At 41.5% G+C, this 13,541-nt stretch carries 17 protein-coding genes; 2 read left to right on the top strand and 15 right to left on the bottom strand.

The features are described 5' to 3' along the window. The 8 genes from EJ063_RS21085 to EJ063_RS19915 form a co-directional block, all read right to left on the bottom strand. On the bottom strand, window positions 1-282 hold a 282-nt coding region (locus tag EJ063_RS21085; RefSeq protein WP_208640384.1), incomplete at its 3' end, for a hypothetical protein. A 327-nt stretch (window positions 283-609) separates the two neighbouring features. Beyond that, entirely contained in the window at window positions 610-957 is a 348-nt protein-coding gene (locus tag EJ063_RS19965) for a DUF3024 domain-containing protein (protein WP_126576023.1), read from the bottom strand. 137 nt (window positions 958-1,094) lie between these two features. After that, a complete protein-coding gene (locus tag EJ063_RS21285) occupies window positions 1,095-1,394 on the bottom strand; it encodes a hypothetical protein (protein ID WP_158676014.1) in 300 nt (99 codons plus the stop codon). Between the two features lie 933 nt (window positions 1,395-2,327). After that, a complete protein-coding gene (locus tag EJ063_RS19950) occupies window positions 2,328-2,708 on the bottom strand; it encodes a GFA family protein (RefSeq protein ID WP_126576022.1) in 381 nt (126 codons plus the stop codon). Between the two features lie 146 nt (window positions 2,709-2,854). Next, window positions 2,855-3,226, bottom strand: a complete 372-nt coding sequence (locus EJ063_RS19945; protein ID WP_126576021.1) for a hypothetical protein — start codon at window positions 3,224-3,226, stop codon at window positions 2,855-2,857. A gap of 189 nt (window positions 3,227-3,415) precedes the next feature. Further along, window positions 3,416-3,850 (bottom strand): GNAT family N-acetyltransferase, encoded by a 435-nt coding sequence (locus EJ063_RS19935; protein WP_126576020.1) that lies wholly within the window; start codon window positions 3,848-3,850, stop codon window positions 3,416-3,418. A gap of 138 nt (window positions 3,851-3,988) precedes the next feature. After that, entirely contained in the window at window positions 3,989-4,528 is a 540-nt protein-coding gene (locus EJ063_RS19925) for a hypothetical protein (RefSeq protein ID WP_244225217.1), read from the bottom strand. A gap of 561 nt (window positions 4,529-5,089) precedes the next feature. Continuing rightward, the gene (locus tag EJ063_RS19915; RefSeq protein WP_126576019.1) at window positions 5,090-5,602 is read right to left on the bottom strand and encodes an RDD family protein; all 513 of its coding nucleotides are present in this window, start codon (window positions 5,600-5,602) and stop codon (window positions 5,090-5,092) included. Between the two features lie 904 nt (window positions 5,603-6,506). Here EJ063_RS19915 and EJ063_RS21080 point away from each other — a divergent pair. Then, window positions 6,507-6,668 carry a hypothetical protein gene (locus EJ063_RS21080; RefSeq protein ID WP_167469929.1) on the top strand — a complete coding sequence of 54 codons (162 nt, stop codon included), beginning with the start codon at window positions 6,507-6,509 and terminating at the stop codon, window positions 6,666-6,668. 228 nt (window positions 6,669-6,896) lie between these two features. Here the strand turns inward: EJ063_RS21080 and EJ063_RS19895 are convergent, their stop codons facing one another. The 5 genes from EJ063_RS19895 to EJ063_RS19870 form a co-directional block, all read right to left on the bottom strand. After that, window positions 6,897-7,574: a hypothetical protein gene (locus tag EJ063_RS19895; RefSeq protein ID WP_019823148.1), complete on the bottom strand. Its 678-nt coding sequence runs from the start codon at window positions 7,572-7,574 to the stop codon at window positions 6,897-6,899. Further along, entirely contained in the window at window positions 7,571-7,855 is a 285-nt protein-coding gene (locus tag EJ063_RS21075; RefSeq protein ID WP_244225216.1) for a hypothetical protein, read from the bottom strand. The genes EJ063_RS19895 and EJ063_RS21075 overlap by 4 nt, the downstream gene beginning before the upstream one ends. Window positions 7,856-8,336: 481 nt before the next feature. After that, the gene (locus EJ063_RS19880) at window positions 8,337-9,023 is read right to left on the bottom strand and encodes a hypothetical protein (RefSeq protein WP_126576017.1); all 687 of its coding nucleotides are present in this window, start codon (window positions 9,021-9,023) and stop codon (window positions 8,337-8,339) included. Window positions 9,024-9,670: 647 nt separating this feature from the next. Next, a complete protein-coding gene (locus EJ063_RS19875) occupies window positions 9,671-10,333 on the bottom strand; it encodes a hypothetical protein (RefSeq protein ID WP_244225215.1) in 663 nt (220 codons plus the stop codon). A 161-nt stretch (window positions 10,334-10,494) separates the two neighbouring features. Then, entirely contained in the window at window positions 10,495-11,058 is a 564-nt protein-coding gene (locus tag EJ063_RS19870; protein ID WP_126576015.1) for a hypothetical protein, read from the bottom strand. 374 nt (window positions 11,059-11,432) lie between these two features. Here EJ063_RS19870 and EJ063_RS21065 point away from each other — a divergent pair, with 374 nt between their 5' ends. Beyond that, window positions 11,433-11,594, top strand: a complete 162-nt coding sequence (locus tag EJ063_RS21065) for a hypothetical protein (protein WP_167469928.1) — start codon at window positions 11,433-11,435, stop codon at window positions 11,592-11,594. A 271-nt stretch (window positions 11,595-11,865) separates the two neighbouring features. Here EJ063_RS21065 and EJ063_RS19855 read toward each other — a convergent pair whose 3' ends face one another. Beyond that, window positions 11,866-12,372, bottom strand: a complete 507-nt coding sequence (locus EJ063_RS19855) for a YgjV family protein (protein WP_126576013.1) — start codon at window positions 12,370-12,372, stop codon at window positions 11,866-11,868. Between the two features lie 419 nt (window positions 12,373-12,791). Continuing rightward, entirely contained in the window at window positions 12,792-13,253 is a 462-nt protein-coding gene (locus tag EJ063_RS19850; protein ID WP_126576012.1) for a GNAT family N-acetyltransferase, read from the bottom strand. Window positions 13,254-13,541: the final 288 nt, after the last annotated feature.

Here is a 13,541-nt window from a genome sequence, read left to right as displayed (position 1 = left end):
TGAGAGCGCCAAGCGTTGCGAATCACTGTTGAATTGTTTGTTATGTTTTACCACAAACACATGATTTACTTGAGAAAGAACTGCAATTTCTAACTGGTTTTCTGAAGCAAACCACAAGGCTGAAACCAACTTGACCGACAAAGGCGACAAACCTAAAACGTGTAGTTCCACTTCCCTGCCCAATGAGGCAACCCGAAAAAGCACCAACAAGCGCCCTGTCTTTCCAACCAAAGCGTAAAACAATGGCAAATTGCCGAGGCAACTGCCAAGCAGAAATGCCAATTGGTTAAGAATCCTAAAGCGACTTAAAGCCAGTTATACAAACAACCGACCGCCACGACCTGACAATGAAGCAACCCGTGAACATTGGCATGTTTTACGGCCTGAGTGATTCAAGAACTTAGACCGACAATGCGGATTTGCTGAGTCTACTAGGGACGAATTGCTTAAGGGACAAAGAACCTGAGCCCAAGACCTTTAAGCCTTTGAAATACAAGTAAACATAACGCCGCATTAAGGTGTGAGCAACGCTTGGCTATACTTGAGCGAAGCGAAAGCGCCAAGCGTTGCGAATCACTCTTAAATGCTTTGTTATGCGCGTGGTTGGATTTAACCCCAAAAACAACCATATGTATCAGCTTCTAAAACTTCAAAAAGAACTTCGAGAGTTTTAACCTCTGGTACTGGCTCGTAAGAATGCCACTTCAGGTCTGATTTCATCCAGTAAACTTTCCATTCATCTCTAGATTTATAGTATTTAGCTTTAACTACCGAACTCTCCATTTTTTCAGAAGGGTCATTCCATTTTGACCTGATTTCAAAAATTTCTATTGCTTGATCTTGAATGCGAAAGCCAAAATCCAGCTCATTACGAATTTCTACAGGTGGACGACAAGAATCGAGGTACTTCTCGACTGCTTTTTCATACCGTTTATGCTCAATTTCAGAAAATGCCATTTTTATCACCTAAGCTTCTGTTTAGGCTAAGTTTACGACTCATTCTAGCAACTGGCTAGTTCAACTTTCACGAAAGCGCATAACGCCCAATTAAGTTGTGAGCAACGCTGCCGCCTTACCCAAGCACTTCACCGTAATCACCAAACCAATTGAAACCGAAAGCGCCGAGCGTTGCGAATCAGCTTGAATTGTTTGTTATGTTTTACCACAAACACATGATTTGCTTGAGAAATAACTGCAATTTCTAACTGGTTTTCTGAAGCAAACCACAAGGCTGAAACCAACTTGACCGACAAAGGCGACCAACCTAAAAGGTTTAATTCCACTTCCCTGCTCAATGAGGCAAGCCAACTAACTTTCAACAAACTCCCTGTCTTTCCAACCAAAGCGCAAAACAATGCTGAATTGCCGAGGCAACTGCCAAGCCAAAATGCCAATTGACTAAGAACCTAAAAGCGACTTAAAGCCAGTTAAACAATAAGCCGACCGCCACGACCTGACAATGAAGCAACCCACGAACATTGGCATGTTTTACAGGCTAAGAGATTCAATAACTTAGAGCGACAATGCTGATTTGCTGAGTCTACTAGGGATGAAATGCCAGAGGGACAAATAACTAGAGCCTAAAACCTTTAAGCCCTTGAATTACAAGTAAACATAACGCCCAATTAACGTGTGAGCAGCGCATACACTGAACTTAAACACTGCGCTGTAAACACTTAACTCAACCCGAAGTGAGAGCGCCAAGCGTTGCGAATCACTGTTGAATTGTTTGTTATGTTTTACCACAAACACATGATTTACTTGAGAAAGAACTGCTATTTCTAACTAGTTTTCTGAAGCAAACCACAAGGCTAAGGCCAACTTGACCACCAAAGGCGACCAATCTAAAACAAGTAATTCCACTTCCCTACCCAATGAGGCAACCCGACAGACTGACAACAAACGCCCTATCTTTCCAACCAAAGCACAAAACAATGCTGAATTGCCGAGGCAACTGCCAAACCGAAATGCTACTTGGGCAAAGAACCTAAAAGCGACTTTAAGCCCGTTAAACAAGAAATCGACCGCCCCGACCTGACAATGAAGCAACCCACGAACATTGGCATGTTTTACGGGCTGAGTGATTCAAGGACTTAGACCGACAATGTGGATTTGCTGAGTCTACTAGGGACGAATTGCCAGAGGGACAAAGAACTTCAGCCTAAGACATTTAAGCCTTTGAATTACAAGTAAACATAACGCCCAATTAAGGGGTGAGCAACGCTACCACCCAACCTAAAACATTGTGCCATAAACACTAAATTTGAAGTAGAAGCAAAAGTGCCAAACGTTGTGAATCCCTCTTAAATTGCTTGTTATGTACGTGCTCAAAGGGATGCTCCATCTATTTTCACGACCGGAATTTCACTGATATTTAACCCACTAAGACAACGAGCATTTACAGCCCAACCAGTAAATGGGACTTTGCCTGCCTCGATTTCAGCTTTGGTCAATTGGCTAGGTTTACGAAATGGCAGAATACCGCATTTAGGGCAAAAGTAGTCTTCTGCGGTCTCACTGCCCCATTGGTATAAAACTGCATTTTCGAGGGGAGTTAGAACCGTCAAATTCTCTTCTGGCACTCTAAAATTTAGCGCACCTCTACGGATACAGATGGAACAATTACACTCTCGAAGATGGTCAATATTGGCTAAAACTTCGAATTTAATGAGACCACAGTGACATGAGCCGGAATACGTTTTTGGCATCCTGCCTCCTTAGTACATAACGCCCAATTAAGGGGTGAACAACGCCACCACTAAACCTAAAGCATTGTGCCATAAACACTAAATTTGAAGTAGAAGCAAAAGTGCCAAGCGTTGTGAATCCCTCTTAAATTGCTTGTTATGTAAATCTACTTACGTTCAACGACCTTTAGTGAAAACGCATTGTACAAGCTTATTTGACTACGCCCACGATACTCTGAAACAGTTCCCTTGCCACGAACCTTACTATTTACTAACTGTTGTAGTGAGCCGTGTTCTTGCTTAAATTCAGCCAAGTCATCTTCCCATACAACAAGTGTTAGAGATTGCTTTGGAAAGCGATCATCCATATTAAGGTATAAGCCACGCTTGAAACGAGAGACTTCCTTTAAAGTACCGCAAGCTATTACATCTTCACCTTCATGAAAGGGAGCATCTTTGGAGTCGATTTTAGTAGCACTATAGCTGAACGAAGAAACCAGCAATGATGTAAGTAATACGATTGGAGTGATAAATTTCATACGAGCAAACCTTAAACGTCATAATTAGGCCATTATACAGAACGACATTTATTTGCGGTATCGATATTTACATAACGCTCTGTTAAGGGGTGAGCAACGCAATACTGAAGCCGCCGCATACCACCTTAAACACTAAAACCAACGCATAGTAAAAATGCCACGCGTTGCGAATCCCTCTTGAACAGTTTGTTATGTGTTTGAACTTAAAGGGATCTCCATTTCAACCACCCCTTTTACTTCAGATGTTCTAACGAAGCCCTTGGACTCATACAGGCTGATTGCTGGATTTTCACTAAACACACGCAAAACGAGCTTAGTAGACTTTCTTTTAAGCGCATGTCTAATAACTAGTTCGAGACACTTAGCCCCAATTCCTCTGCCCTGAAACTCAGGCAAAATTTGAAAGTCTCTCAAGAAGGTAGTATCGCCACTATAGCTAAAACGGAGAACACCAACACGATCTTGGTCTAGATGGACTTCGTAATTAACTAACTCTTCCCAACTACTTAGAAACTGATTGTGATCCCAGATGATCCCACGAGTTTGATAGTAGCTTGCCATATTTGACTTGGTTAAAGATTCTGCGAATAAGGAGTCACTACCTACTTTCAGCTGTACTTCCATATATTTTCCTCTGGCTACACATAACGCCCTGTTAAGGGGTGAGCAATGCAATACTGAAGTTGCCGCATACCACCTTAACCACTAAAACCAACGCATTGTGAAAATGCCACGCGTTGCGAATCCCTCTTAAACAGATTGTTATGTGCGTACTTGAAGTTGTAGTACGTCTCTAACTTTCTGGGAATCTTCGGCTTTCCAACGTGAAATAGTCTTACCTCTAGAAGATGTTTCCACTACCACTTCCACTTCCAAAGAATAGTCTGCCTTATACTTTCGTTGACTGAACAGTTGATGGAGGAAACCAGAAAATTCTTCAGCTAACTCTAGCGATTCAAGATAAATACTTTTTCCTCGTAATCGCCCTGACGGAGACACACTGAGTGTAATCATTGAATTTTCATCATGCTCCCAATGATATGAGCGCAGATTTTTCGGCAAAAACTCATTTTTCACTCGTACATTGATAGTCGCATATTCAACAAAACTTCTATTTGGAAAATCGCCTAATTGTCTAAGCATCTGATTTTTATCCCTAAGCACATAACGCCCAATTAACGTGTGAGCAACGCAGACACTGAACTTAAACACTGCGCCGTAAACACTTAACTCAACCCGAAGTGAAAGCGCCAAGCGTTGCGAATCACTGTTGAATTGTTTGTTATGTTTTACCACAAACACATGATTTACTTGAGAAAGAACTGATATTTCTGACTAGTTTTCTGAAGCAAACCACAAGGTAAGAACCAACTTGACCACCAAAGGCGATTAACCTAAAACCAGTAATTCCACTTCCCTGCCCAATGAGGCAACCCGATCAAGAAACAACAAGCGCCCTATCTTTCCAACCAAAGCGCAAAACAATGCTGAATTGCCGAGGCAACTGCGAAGCTGAAATGCTGCTTGGTAATGAACCTGAAAGCGACTTTGAGCCAGTTACACAAACAACCGACCGCCACGACTTTAAAATGAAGCAACCCACGAACTTTGGCATGTTTTACGGGCTGAGAGATTCAAGAATTTAAGCTGACAATGCGGATTTGCTGAGTCTACTAGGGACGAACTTCCAGAGGGACAAAGAACTAGAGCCTAAGACAATTAAGCCTTTGAAATACATGTAAACATAACGCCCAATTAAGGGGTGAACAACGCCTCCCCCCAAACCTAAAGCATTGCGCTATAAACACTAAACTGACTTGAAGTGAGGGCGCCAAGCGTTGTGAATCCCTCTTAAATTGCTTGTTAGCACGCTTTCTCACCGCCTTCTTCGATGCTACTAACTGATGTCTTTAAAGCTATTACTTTAGTCCCAGCTATAAGGTCATGAATACAGCGCTTGTCCTTACGAAATATGAACAAACCATCAATAAGAGCGACATAGTTACCAACTAAAGGAATAAATGCAGCTATTGCTATAGGAAGAAAACGTTTTGTGAATAGCTGAGGAAGACCAATATAGTCGCCACTTGTATCGACTATAGCAATATCGAACACATTCTTGCCTATGGTTTGGCCTTTTGTATGCAAAAGATAACCATGGAACAGAAGGTACATTGCCCAACCATAAATCATGAGTAAGAACGACTCTAATGGAAACCAAACGCCCGAAGACATTATTCTGTCGCCAAAATCGGTGTACCACAAGACTGGTACTGTATATGCCATACCAATTAGCCCATCAATGAATACCGCCCAAAAACGCGACCATCTAGAAGCTAATTCTACATTCGAGCCAACTGATACTTCTTCTTCCATATATTTAACATCCTATGTTTATATTTTCTCTAGCGTGCTAACGCCCAATTAAGTTGTGAGCAACGCTGCCAAAACACTCAAACACTTCACCGTAATCACCAAACTAATTGAAACCGAAAGCGCCGAGCGTTGCGAATCAGCTTGAATTGTTTGTTAGGCAAATTTTGCTACGCACTCACTAACTTGATTTGAAAATAGAATACCTTAAACACGATAAGCAACCAATCACCCACTGACTTTTTGTGATTCAAGAACAACTGAAACCGCTATGTTACAGCCTAGGTTTCAACAACCACGAAATGCGTCTTTTCAGCGACGAAGTAGCTTTTAAACCGGAAAACTAAAAGCTGCGAACTGACAGCAAAAATGAATGCTTCGATTAACTTGTCCTTTCAACACTTTAAGCCAGTAAAACTCACCACCAACCGATATTGAAAACCAATGAGGCAACCCACGAATCTGGGCATGTTTTACGGTTGGAGAAATTCAAGAATTTGAGCCGACAATACAGAATTGCCGACTAAGAAAAGCAGGTGGCCAGAGGGAGCAAGAAGATTAGAACAAAGAACTTTTCTGCCCTTTGCCTAACGCCCAATTAACGTGTGAGCAGCGCAGACACTAGACTTAAACACTGCGCCGTAAACACTTAACTCAACCCGAAGTGAGAGCGCCAAGCGTTGCGAATCACTGTTGAATTGTTTGTTATGTTTTACCACAAACACATGATTTAATTGAGAAAGAACTGCTATTTCTGACTAGTTTTCTGAGCTAAACCACAAGGAAGAAACTAGCTTGACCACCAAAGGTGACCAACCTAAAACAAGTAAGTCCACTTCCCTGCCCAATGAGGCAACCCGACTAAGCTCCAACAAGCGCCCTATATTTCCAACCAAAGCGTAAAACAATGACAAATTGCCGAGACAACTGCCAAGACGAAATGCTACTTGGCAAAGAACCTAAAAGCGACTTTGAACCAGTTAAACAAGAAACCGACCGCCACGACCTGACAATGAAGCAACCCACGAACATTGGCATGTTTTATGGGCTGATAGATTCAAGAACTTAAACCGGCAATGCGGATTTGCTGAGTCTACTAGGGACGAACTGCCAGAGGGACAAAGAACTAGAGCCTAAGACCCTTAAGCCTTTGAAATACAAGTAAACATAACGCCGCGTTAAGTAGTGAGCAACGCTACCACCCTACCTAAACTATTGTGCCGTAAACACTAAATTTAAAGCAAACCAAAAATGCCGAGCGTTGCGAATCTGTCTTAAACGCTTTGTTATGTATTGGTTATAGTTTGCCGCTTCGTTGTTTCCACCAATTTTGTATTTGTTTGTACAACGCATTTCCATTTAGCCCAAAGCCAAAAAAGTTTGGCTTGATGTCCAATATATCGCTTTTAGAAGGCTGATTTAGCTTCTCCACTGCGCTTATTACGTTTGATTCCATTTCATCGAGTTTTCCTATTACTGAGTCCGTCTGATTAAAGGCAGTAACGTTAAAGCGTTTCATTAATACACTCAGTTCTGTTTGAGTCTGATGAAGGTCGTCAGCAAGTATATGACCCGCTATAATTCCCGAATGCCTACATATAGACCGCAAATCATCAACATATTTATCCAATCGATGATCGAATTGGTCATCCCACTCAAAATGACGTCGATCATTTAACATCAATTGTTCAAATCTGTTTTTATTATACCCGTGCTCTGTCAACTGCATGCAAACATACTGTTTGAACGATGGAATATCGAATTCTTCTACTGAGAATTGTTCTAGCTCACCCAAGGTAAGGTTACTTAGATTATGATTGTGGATACGAGCATTCTCTGTCCAAGAATGATACCGAGCGTATAAGTTTTGAGCTTCAATTGATTGAGGTTTTAATATCGCATTAGTAGTTCGAATTACATGATTTATTTCATTTTCAATTAAGCTACTAATCGTTTGATCCAACCGATCGCTCATATTTCGCTATCTCCTTTATCCATTGCACAAGCTCCAACATCGCAACTATTTGCATCCAATACATAACGCCCAATTAACGTGTGAGCAGCGCAGACACTGAACTTAACCACTGCGCCGTAAACACTAAACTCAACCCGAAGTGAGAGCGCCAAGCGTTGCGAATCACTGTTGAATTGTTTGTTATGTTTTACCACAAACACATGATTTACTTGAGAAAGAACTGATATTTCCAACTCGTTTTCTGAAGCAAACCACAAGACCAGAACCAACTTGGCCGCCAAAGGCGATTAACCTTAAACGTGTAATTCCACTTCCCTGCCCAATGAGGCAACCCGCCCAAGAAACAACAAGCACCCTTTCTTTCCAACCAAAGCGCAAGACAATGGCAAATTGCCGAGGCAACTGCCAAGCCGAAATACTGATTGGCTAAGAATCCAAAAGTGACTTTAAGCCAGTTAAACAAGAAGCCAACCGCCACGACTTGACAATGAAGCAACCCACGAACATTGGCATGTTTTACGGGCTGAGTGGTTCAAGAACTTAGGCCGACAATACTGATTTGCTGAGTCTACTAGGGACGAATTGCCAGAGGGACAAAGAACTAAAGCCTAAGACCTTTTTAAGCCTTTGAAATACAAGTAAACATAACGCCAAATTAAGGTGTGAACAACGCCAACACCTTACCTAAAGCATTGTGCCATAAACACTAAACCTGCTTGAAGTGCAAGCGCCGAGCGTTGTGAATCACTCTTAAATTTATTGTTAGGTTTGTTCTTTTGATTTCTTATACGCTTCTAATAACTGAGCTAAACCAACAGGCCCTAGACGCTTCATTTTATTAATTTTCTTGTCATCTGGCATAGGAACATTTTCTAGCGGATCTTCACGAGAATCTTGCCATTCGACAAAACGGAAAATCATTAAAACTGAGTTCAACTCTAGTGGTTCAGGGTCTTTAGCTCTGTATGAGTCAAGAAACTTGATATCTTCTGCAAAGTAATTTTTATTGGGGCCCTGTTTGTTCGGCAGCAATAAATCATAAAACTTTTGTCGCCAATACTCTCTAGCTTCTTCGCATAGTTTTTTATGGCTAGATAATGGAATTTGTTTATGTAGTTTCTCTGCAACCGACAACAAACGAGCAGCGGTTAACCAGCGAATTCGCTGGTTCTTAGGGAATCCATCCTCGCCTAACACATTTAGAGTTTCATAAGACTTTTCATAATAATGTTTAGTTTCCTCAAGTAAGTCTTCCGAGTTCTGACGAACCTGATTGGATAACCAAACAGTGATTGCCGTGCTCGCACCTAATAAAACTGATATAGCACTAAACCTTGTGAAGTTTGAAGACCACAAGCCATGAATATAGAACTCCAATGAGTACAACCCGACTACGAGAAAGAACAAAAACAGCGTAAAAACTATTGAAAAACGATAAACATACTTCATTGCTGACTTATCCTCGAAAAACCTAACGCCCAATTAAGTTGTGAGCAACACTGCCACATTGCCTAAGCACGTCACCGTAATCACCAAACTAATTGAAACCGAAAGCGCCGAGCGTTGCGAATCAGCTTGAATTGTTTGTTAGGCAAATTTTCTGTGTACTCACTAACTTGGTTTGAAAAGAGAATACCTTAAACACGATAAGCAACCAATCACCCACTAACTTTTTGTGATTCAAGAACCACTGAAGTCACTATGTTACAGCCTCACGTTCAATGCTCACGAAACACAGCCTTTTAGCGATTAAGTTGCTTTTTGAATCTGAGAAACTCAAAGCTGAGGACTAGCCACAAAAACGAAAGCTATGATTGCCTAGCCCTTCACACACTTTAAGCCAGTGAAATTCACCACCAACCAACACTGAAACTCAATGAGGAAACCCACTAAATTTGGCTTGTTTTACAGTTGGAGAGGTTCAAGAATTTGAGCCGACAATGCTGAATTGCCGACTTTGAGAAACGGACTGCCAGAGGGAGCAAGAAGATTAAAACAAAGAACTTTTCTGCCCTTTGCCTAACGCCGCGTTAAGTAGTGAGCAACGCAACCTCGAAACCTAACCATACCACCCTAAACACTATACTTAATTCAAACTAAAAATGCCGAGCGTTGCGAATCTGCCTTAAACGCTTTGTTAGGCTTTGGTAAGTGGACTTCGGGTTATGCCCCCATCTTGCCAAAATGTAAAAAGGCATAATTAAGCAAACCATAAAAATACCCGAAGCTAAGCAACTACGAAAAACTTCTGGCATAAACTCAACGATCTTGCTTATATTCTCTTCTGGTAGCTTATCTTTAGCCCCAAATATTTCAATAACTAGACTAGCAGGCCTATAAACCACCCATACTAATAACCAAGAGCATGCCGATACGGGCAAAAGAAATAGTAGCGGTTTTAAGTGACGATGAGGAATGACGAAGAACAATAAAGAGATTGCAAATAAGACCGCCAAAAATACTGTCCAAGAATGGATTCTCATACCTTGAAGCCAAAAGTGCTCTTTGACGTACATTAAGATGACTAGAGCACCTAGTATGCTTACGAAGAATAACTTTCCGACTTCTTTTGTCGCTTCAAGCCGAACCAAGATGTACGCGATGACACACCCAAATATGCTAATCCAACCCACTACATCTCGCTCTAGGTGGAAGAATAGCGGATGAGAGTTATTCGCTATTAGTAAAATACCGAGCATGGGGCCTACTATTAAATACACCACTGCGAGCCTTACTATAAGCCAAACCATTTTTATCATGTGTACCTCGTTCCATGAGAAGCCTAACGCCAAATTAAGGTGTGAACAACGCTAACACCTAACCTAAAGCATTGTGCCATAAACACTAAATTGGTTTGAAGTGAAAGCGCCGAGCGTTGTGAATCACTCTTAAATTTATTGTTAGGTCACTTGATGCCTAGTCAGACATGCTCTGATGCAGCCTTACATACTGAACAGAAAATGTTCATATCAATTTCAGATAAGGAAGCAGGTTGTCCCATTCCTCCGTTTGTAAGAATATACAGTTTATGACCTCCCAGCTCAGGAAGAGAAAAATTAATTTTTACCGTATCGCGGTGTTTCAATTTGTTTAGAGCTTTTTCTAGGGTAAGAGGTTGAGTAGTTGTACCTGATGGCAAATGTGCGCTTCCAATTGCTTGGCTAATGAACAAATTACTATCGCTAACTGATATACCATTAATTAAGTTACCGACATGGCTACCTAATTCAGTTTTAAACGGTGAAGATGACCAAGTAGCGGCATCCATCTTGTGGACATCTCGTTGTCGCAAGAATTCGTTTTGTACGTAATCCAAATGTTCAAAAGCCTCTTCACTAGTCTTTAGAGCATCATCATGTTCACCTGACAACCAGCTTTCACGAAAACCCAGTGAGGAGTTTTGAATACGTCGAATAGAGTCTTTGAGGTTTTTAGGTGATTTACCACTTGGGCAAACTAAGAATTCAGTAAATCTTCCAGTCATTATCATCCATTTCCTTTATTTCGATTAAGTGAAATCTACACTTGTGGGGGGGACCTAACGCCCAATTAACGTGTGAGCAGCGCAAGCACGGAACTTGACCACTGCGCCGTAAACACTTAACTCAACCCGAAGTGAGAGCGCCAAGCGTTGCGAATCACTGTTGAATTGTTTGTTATGTTTTACCACAAGTTACTGACTTAATTGAGAAAGAACTGCAATTTCAAGCCAGTTTTCTGAACCAAACCACAAGGCAAGAACCAACTTGGCCGCCAAAAGCGACTAACCCAAAACCAGTAATTCCACTTCCCTGCCCAATGAGGCAACTCGACAAAGATCCAACAAGCGCCCTTTCTTTCCAACCAAAGCGCAAAACAATGCCGAATTGCCGAGGCAACTGCCAAGCTGAAATGCTGCTTGGTAATGAACCTGAAAGCGACTTTGATCCAGTTAAACAAGAAGCCGACCGCCACGACCTGACAATGAAGCAACCCGCGAACATTAGCATGTTTTACGGGCTAAGAGATTCAAGAACTTAGACCGACAATGCGGATTTGCTGAGTCTACTAGGGAGGGATTGCCAGAGGGATAAAGAACTTCAGCCTAAGAATTTTAAGCTCTTGAAATACAAGTAAACATAACGCCCAATTAAGTTGTGAGCAACGCTGCCACCTTACTAAAACACTGCACCGTAATCACCAAACAAGTTGAAACCGAAAGTGCCGAGCGTTGCGAATCAGCTTGAATTGCTTGTTATATTTCTGTTTTTCGTCACGCCAATTTCGAACATAATAGCATGAAAACAAACACTTAATTCTCAAGGTATGGACTTTTAATATGTATTCTATAGTAACCAATGACACTGCTTGCGATAAACAAAACGTCTATTAACACCGCTACCGGTGAGCCAACGATAACATCATGTACACCCCACACTCCTGTCCCAATAACCATCAGCCAACGCATTAGCTTGTCGTTGCTACTAAACGAAGCTTTCGTATGTAATAGCGACGCAGTACAACTCAGAATGCTCGTTAAACCACTAAAAGTAAAAACAGTACCTAACAAAGTAACGAAATAGAACAGCCACTTTATTTTAGGGTTTGAAATGAAGATTCCTGCTAAGTAACGGCATGCTCCTATTACCAGCAAACATGCCGCAGTCCACTCAGTAAGTAGGGCAAAATGCGCGGCAATCAATAATGCCGATATGCTTAATGCGGACAAAAGTAGCGTACGATTTTTAAACTGAAACGATGCGATATCGAATAGCGCAGCTAAACCCACCAATATTTGGGAGGCAACAAAAAGGGACATAACCCCTCCAATAATAACCAAGTAATAGAGAAAACGTTCTAGCGGCTCAGAGCTATAGAGCACTGAGCGCATGATTCAGGTTATAAATTGCAGGGGAGGTATATCGCGACAGCTTGAGTCAGACAGATAGAGGAAATTTCAACATTAAATATATTCATATTGTATTCCTCCCGTCGGTGCTGCTAATAGTCATCGCGATTCTACAGGAAAATGCCGAAGAAAAAAGGTAATGTCACCTTTCGTTACCATTCGACATAACCCATTGATCTTATGGATTATGACAATAGTTGAAAAGAAATATAACGCCGCGTTAAGTGGTGAACAACGCCAACCACCATACCTAACCCATTGTACCTTAAACACTAAATTCAACTTGAACTGAAATCGCCAAGCGTTGTGAATCCGCCTTAAACGCTTTGTTATACCGCTGTCTGCCGCTCCAGACGAACTTCTATTGCTTTAACGTTTGAGCTGTCAGCCAATTCAAAAATATCTGACTCAATACGCTCTGCAACCTTGAAACCTAGTGCCTCAAAGACCTCTACATTACCAGTTTGCTCAACGCACCAAACTGAGAGCAAGCCTGCATTTGAGAACATACGCTCTGCTTCCAAAATTAAGCTTCGAGCTACACCTTTTTTACGACATTCTGGCATGACAGCAAGTGTACTTAAATTAAGCGTCTTGCCGGACAACTTAACCTTTATAAGACCCACTAGCTGGTGATCCAAATAATACCCCAAACAAGTCCACTCATTTGTTGAACTAGCTTGGTTTCTTTGAGCTTCGGAAGTTGGACGATAGATTTTTCGTAGCTCGGAGAAGCTTGTTTTTGATAGAGGTAAGAGCGACTGATCTCCGCCGCTTATTTGCTTTATCATTGATTTCTCCTTTGCGGTATAACGCCCAATTAAGTTGTGAGCAACGCTGCTACCTTACTAAAACACAGCACCGTAATCACCAAACAAGTTGAAACCGAAAATGCCGGGCGTTGCGAATCAGCTTGAATTGCTTGTTATGTGTCTTGGATTCAAGTACGAAGTGCGACACCTCTGAAAAATAAAACAGTGAGATGTGGTATTCATAAGTTTTGCTCCCGCCAAGAAGTAAAACCATGAAATATACACACCTCACTGAGAAAGAAAGATATACGATTTCTATCTTAAGAA

Origin of the sequence: Vibrio aquaticus (assembly GCF_003970385.1) — a bacterium.
GTDB lineage: Bacteria > Pseudomonadota > Gammaproteobacteria > Enterobacterales > Vibrionaceae > Vibrio > Vibrio aquaticus.
Note: the sequence above shows the minus strand (reverse complement) of the source record. Positions and strands in the feature narration are given on the sequence as shown.

What these genes read in the sequence shown, in the direction of transcription:
- EJ063_RS19880 (WP_126576017.1), bottom strand. Translation starts at nt 9,023, where the DNA reads ATGAAGTATGTTTATCGTTTTTCAATAGTTTTTACGCTGTTTTTGTTC.
- EJ063_RS19850 (WP_126576012.1), bottom strand. Translation starts at nt 13,253, where the DNA reads ATGATAAAGCAAATAAGCGGCGGAGATCAGTCGCTCTTACCTCTATCA.
- EJ063_RS19870 (WP_126576015.1), bottom strand. Translation starts at nt 11,058, where the DNA reads ATGACTGGAAGATTTACTGAATTCTTAGTTTGCCCAAGTGGTAAATCA.
- EJ063_RS19875 (WP_244225215.1), bottom strand. Translation starts at nt 10,333, where the DNA reads ATGATAAAAATGGTTTGGCTTATAGTAAGGCTCGCAGTGGTGTATTTA.
- EJ063_RS19855 (WP_126576013.1), bottom strand. Translation starts at nt 12,372, where the DNA reads ATGTCCCTTTTTGTTGCCTCCCAAATATTGGTGGGTTTAGCTGCGCTA.
- EJ063_RS19915 (WP_126576019.1), bottom strand. Translation starts at nt 5,602, where the DNA reads ATGGAAGAAGAAGTATCAGTTGGCTCGAATGTAGAATTAGCTTCTAGA.
- EJ063_RS21065 (WP_167469928.1), top strand. Translation starts at nt 11,433, where the DNA reads ATGCCGAATTGCCGAGGCAACTGCCAAGCTGAAATGCTGCTTGGTAAT.
- EJ063_RS19945 (WP_126576021.1), bottom strand. Translation starts at nt 3,226, where the DNA reads ATGAAATTTATCACTCCAATCGTATTACTTACATCATTGCTGGTTTCT.
- EJ063_RS21080 (WP_167469929.1), top strand. Translation starts at nt 6,507, where the DNA reads ATGACAAATTGCCGAGACAACTGCCAAGACGAAATGCTACTTGGCAAA.
- EJ063_RS19965 (WP_126576023.1), bottom strand. Translation starts at nt 957, where the DNA reads ATGGCATTTTCTGAAATTGAGCATAAACGGTATGAAAAAGCAGTCGAG.
- EJ063_RS19950 (WP_126576022.1), bottom strand. Translation starts at nt 2,708, where the DNA reads ATGCCAAAAACGTATTCCGGCTCATGTCACTGTGGTCTCATTAAATTC.
- EJ063_RS19935 (WP_126576020.1), bottom strand. Translation starts at nt 3,850, where the DNA reads ATGGAAGTACAGCTGAAAGTAGGTAGTGACTCCTTATTCGCAGAATCT.
- EJ063_RS19895 (WP_019823148.1), bottom strand. Translation starts at nt 7,574, where the DNA reads ATGAGCGATCGGTTGGATCAAACGATTAGTAGCTTAATTGAAAATGAA.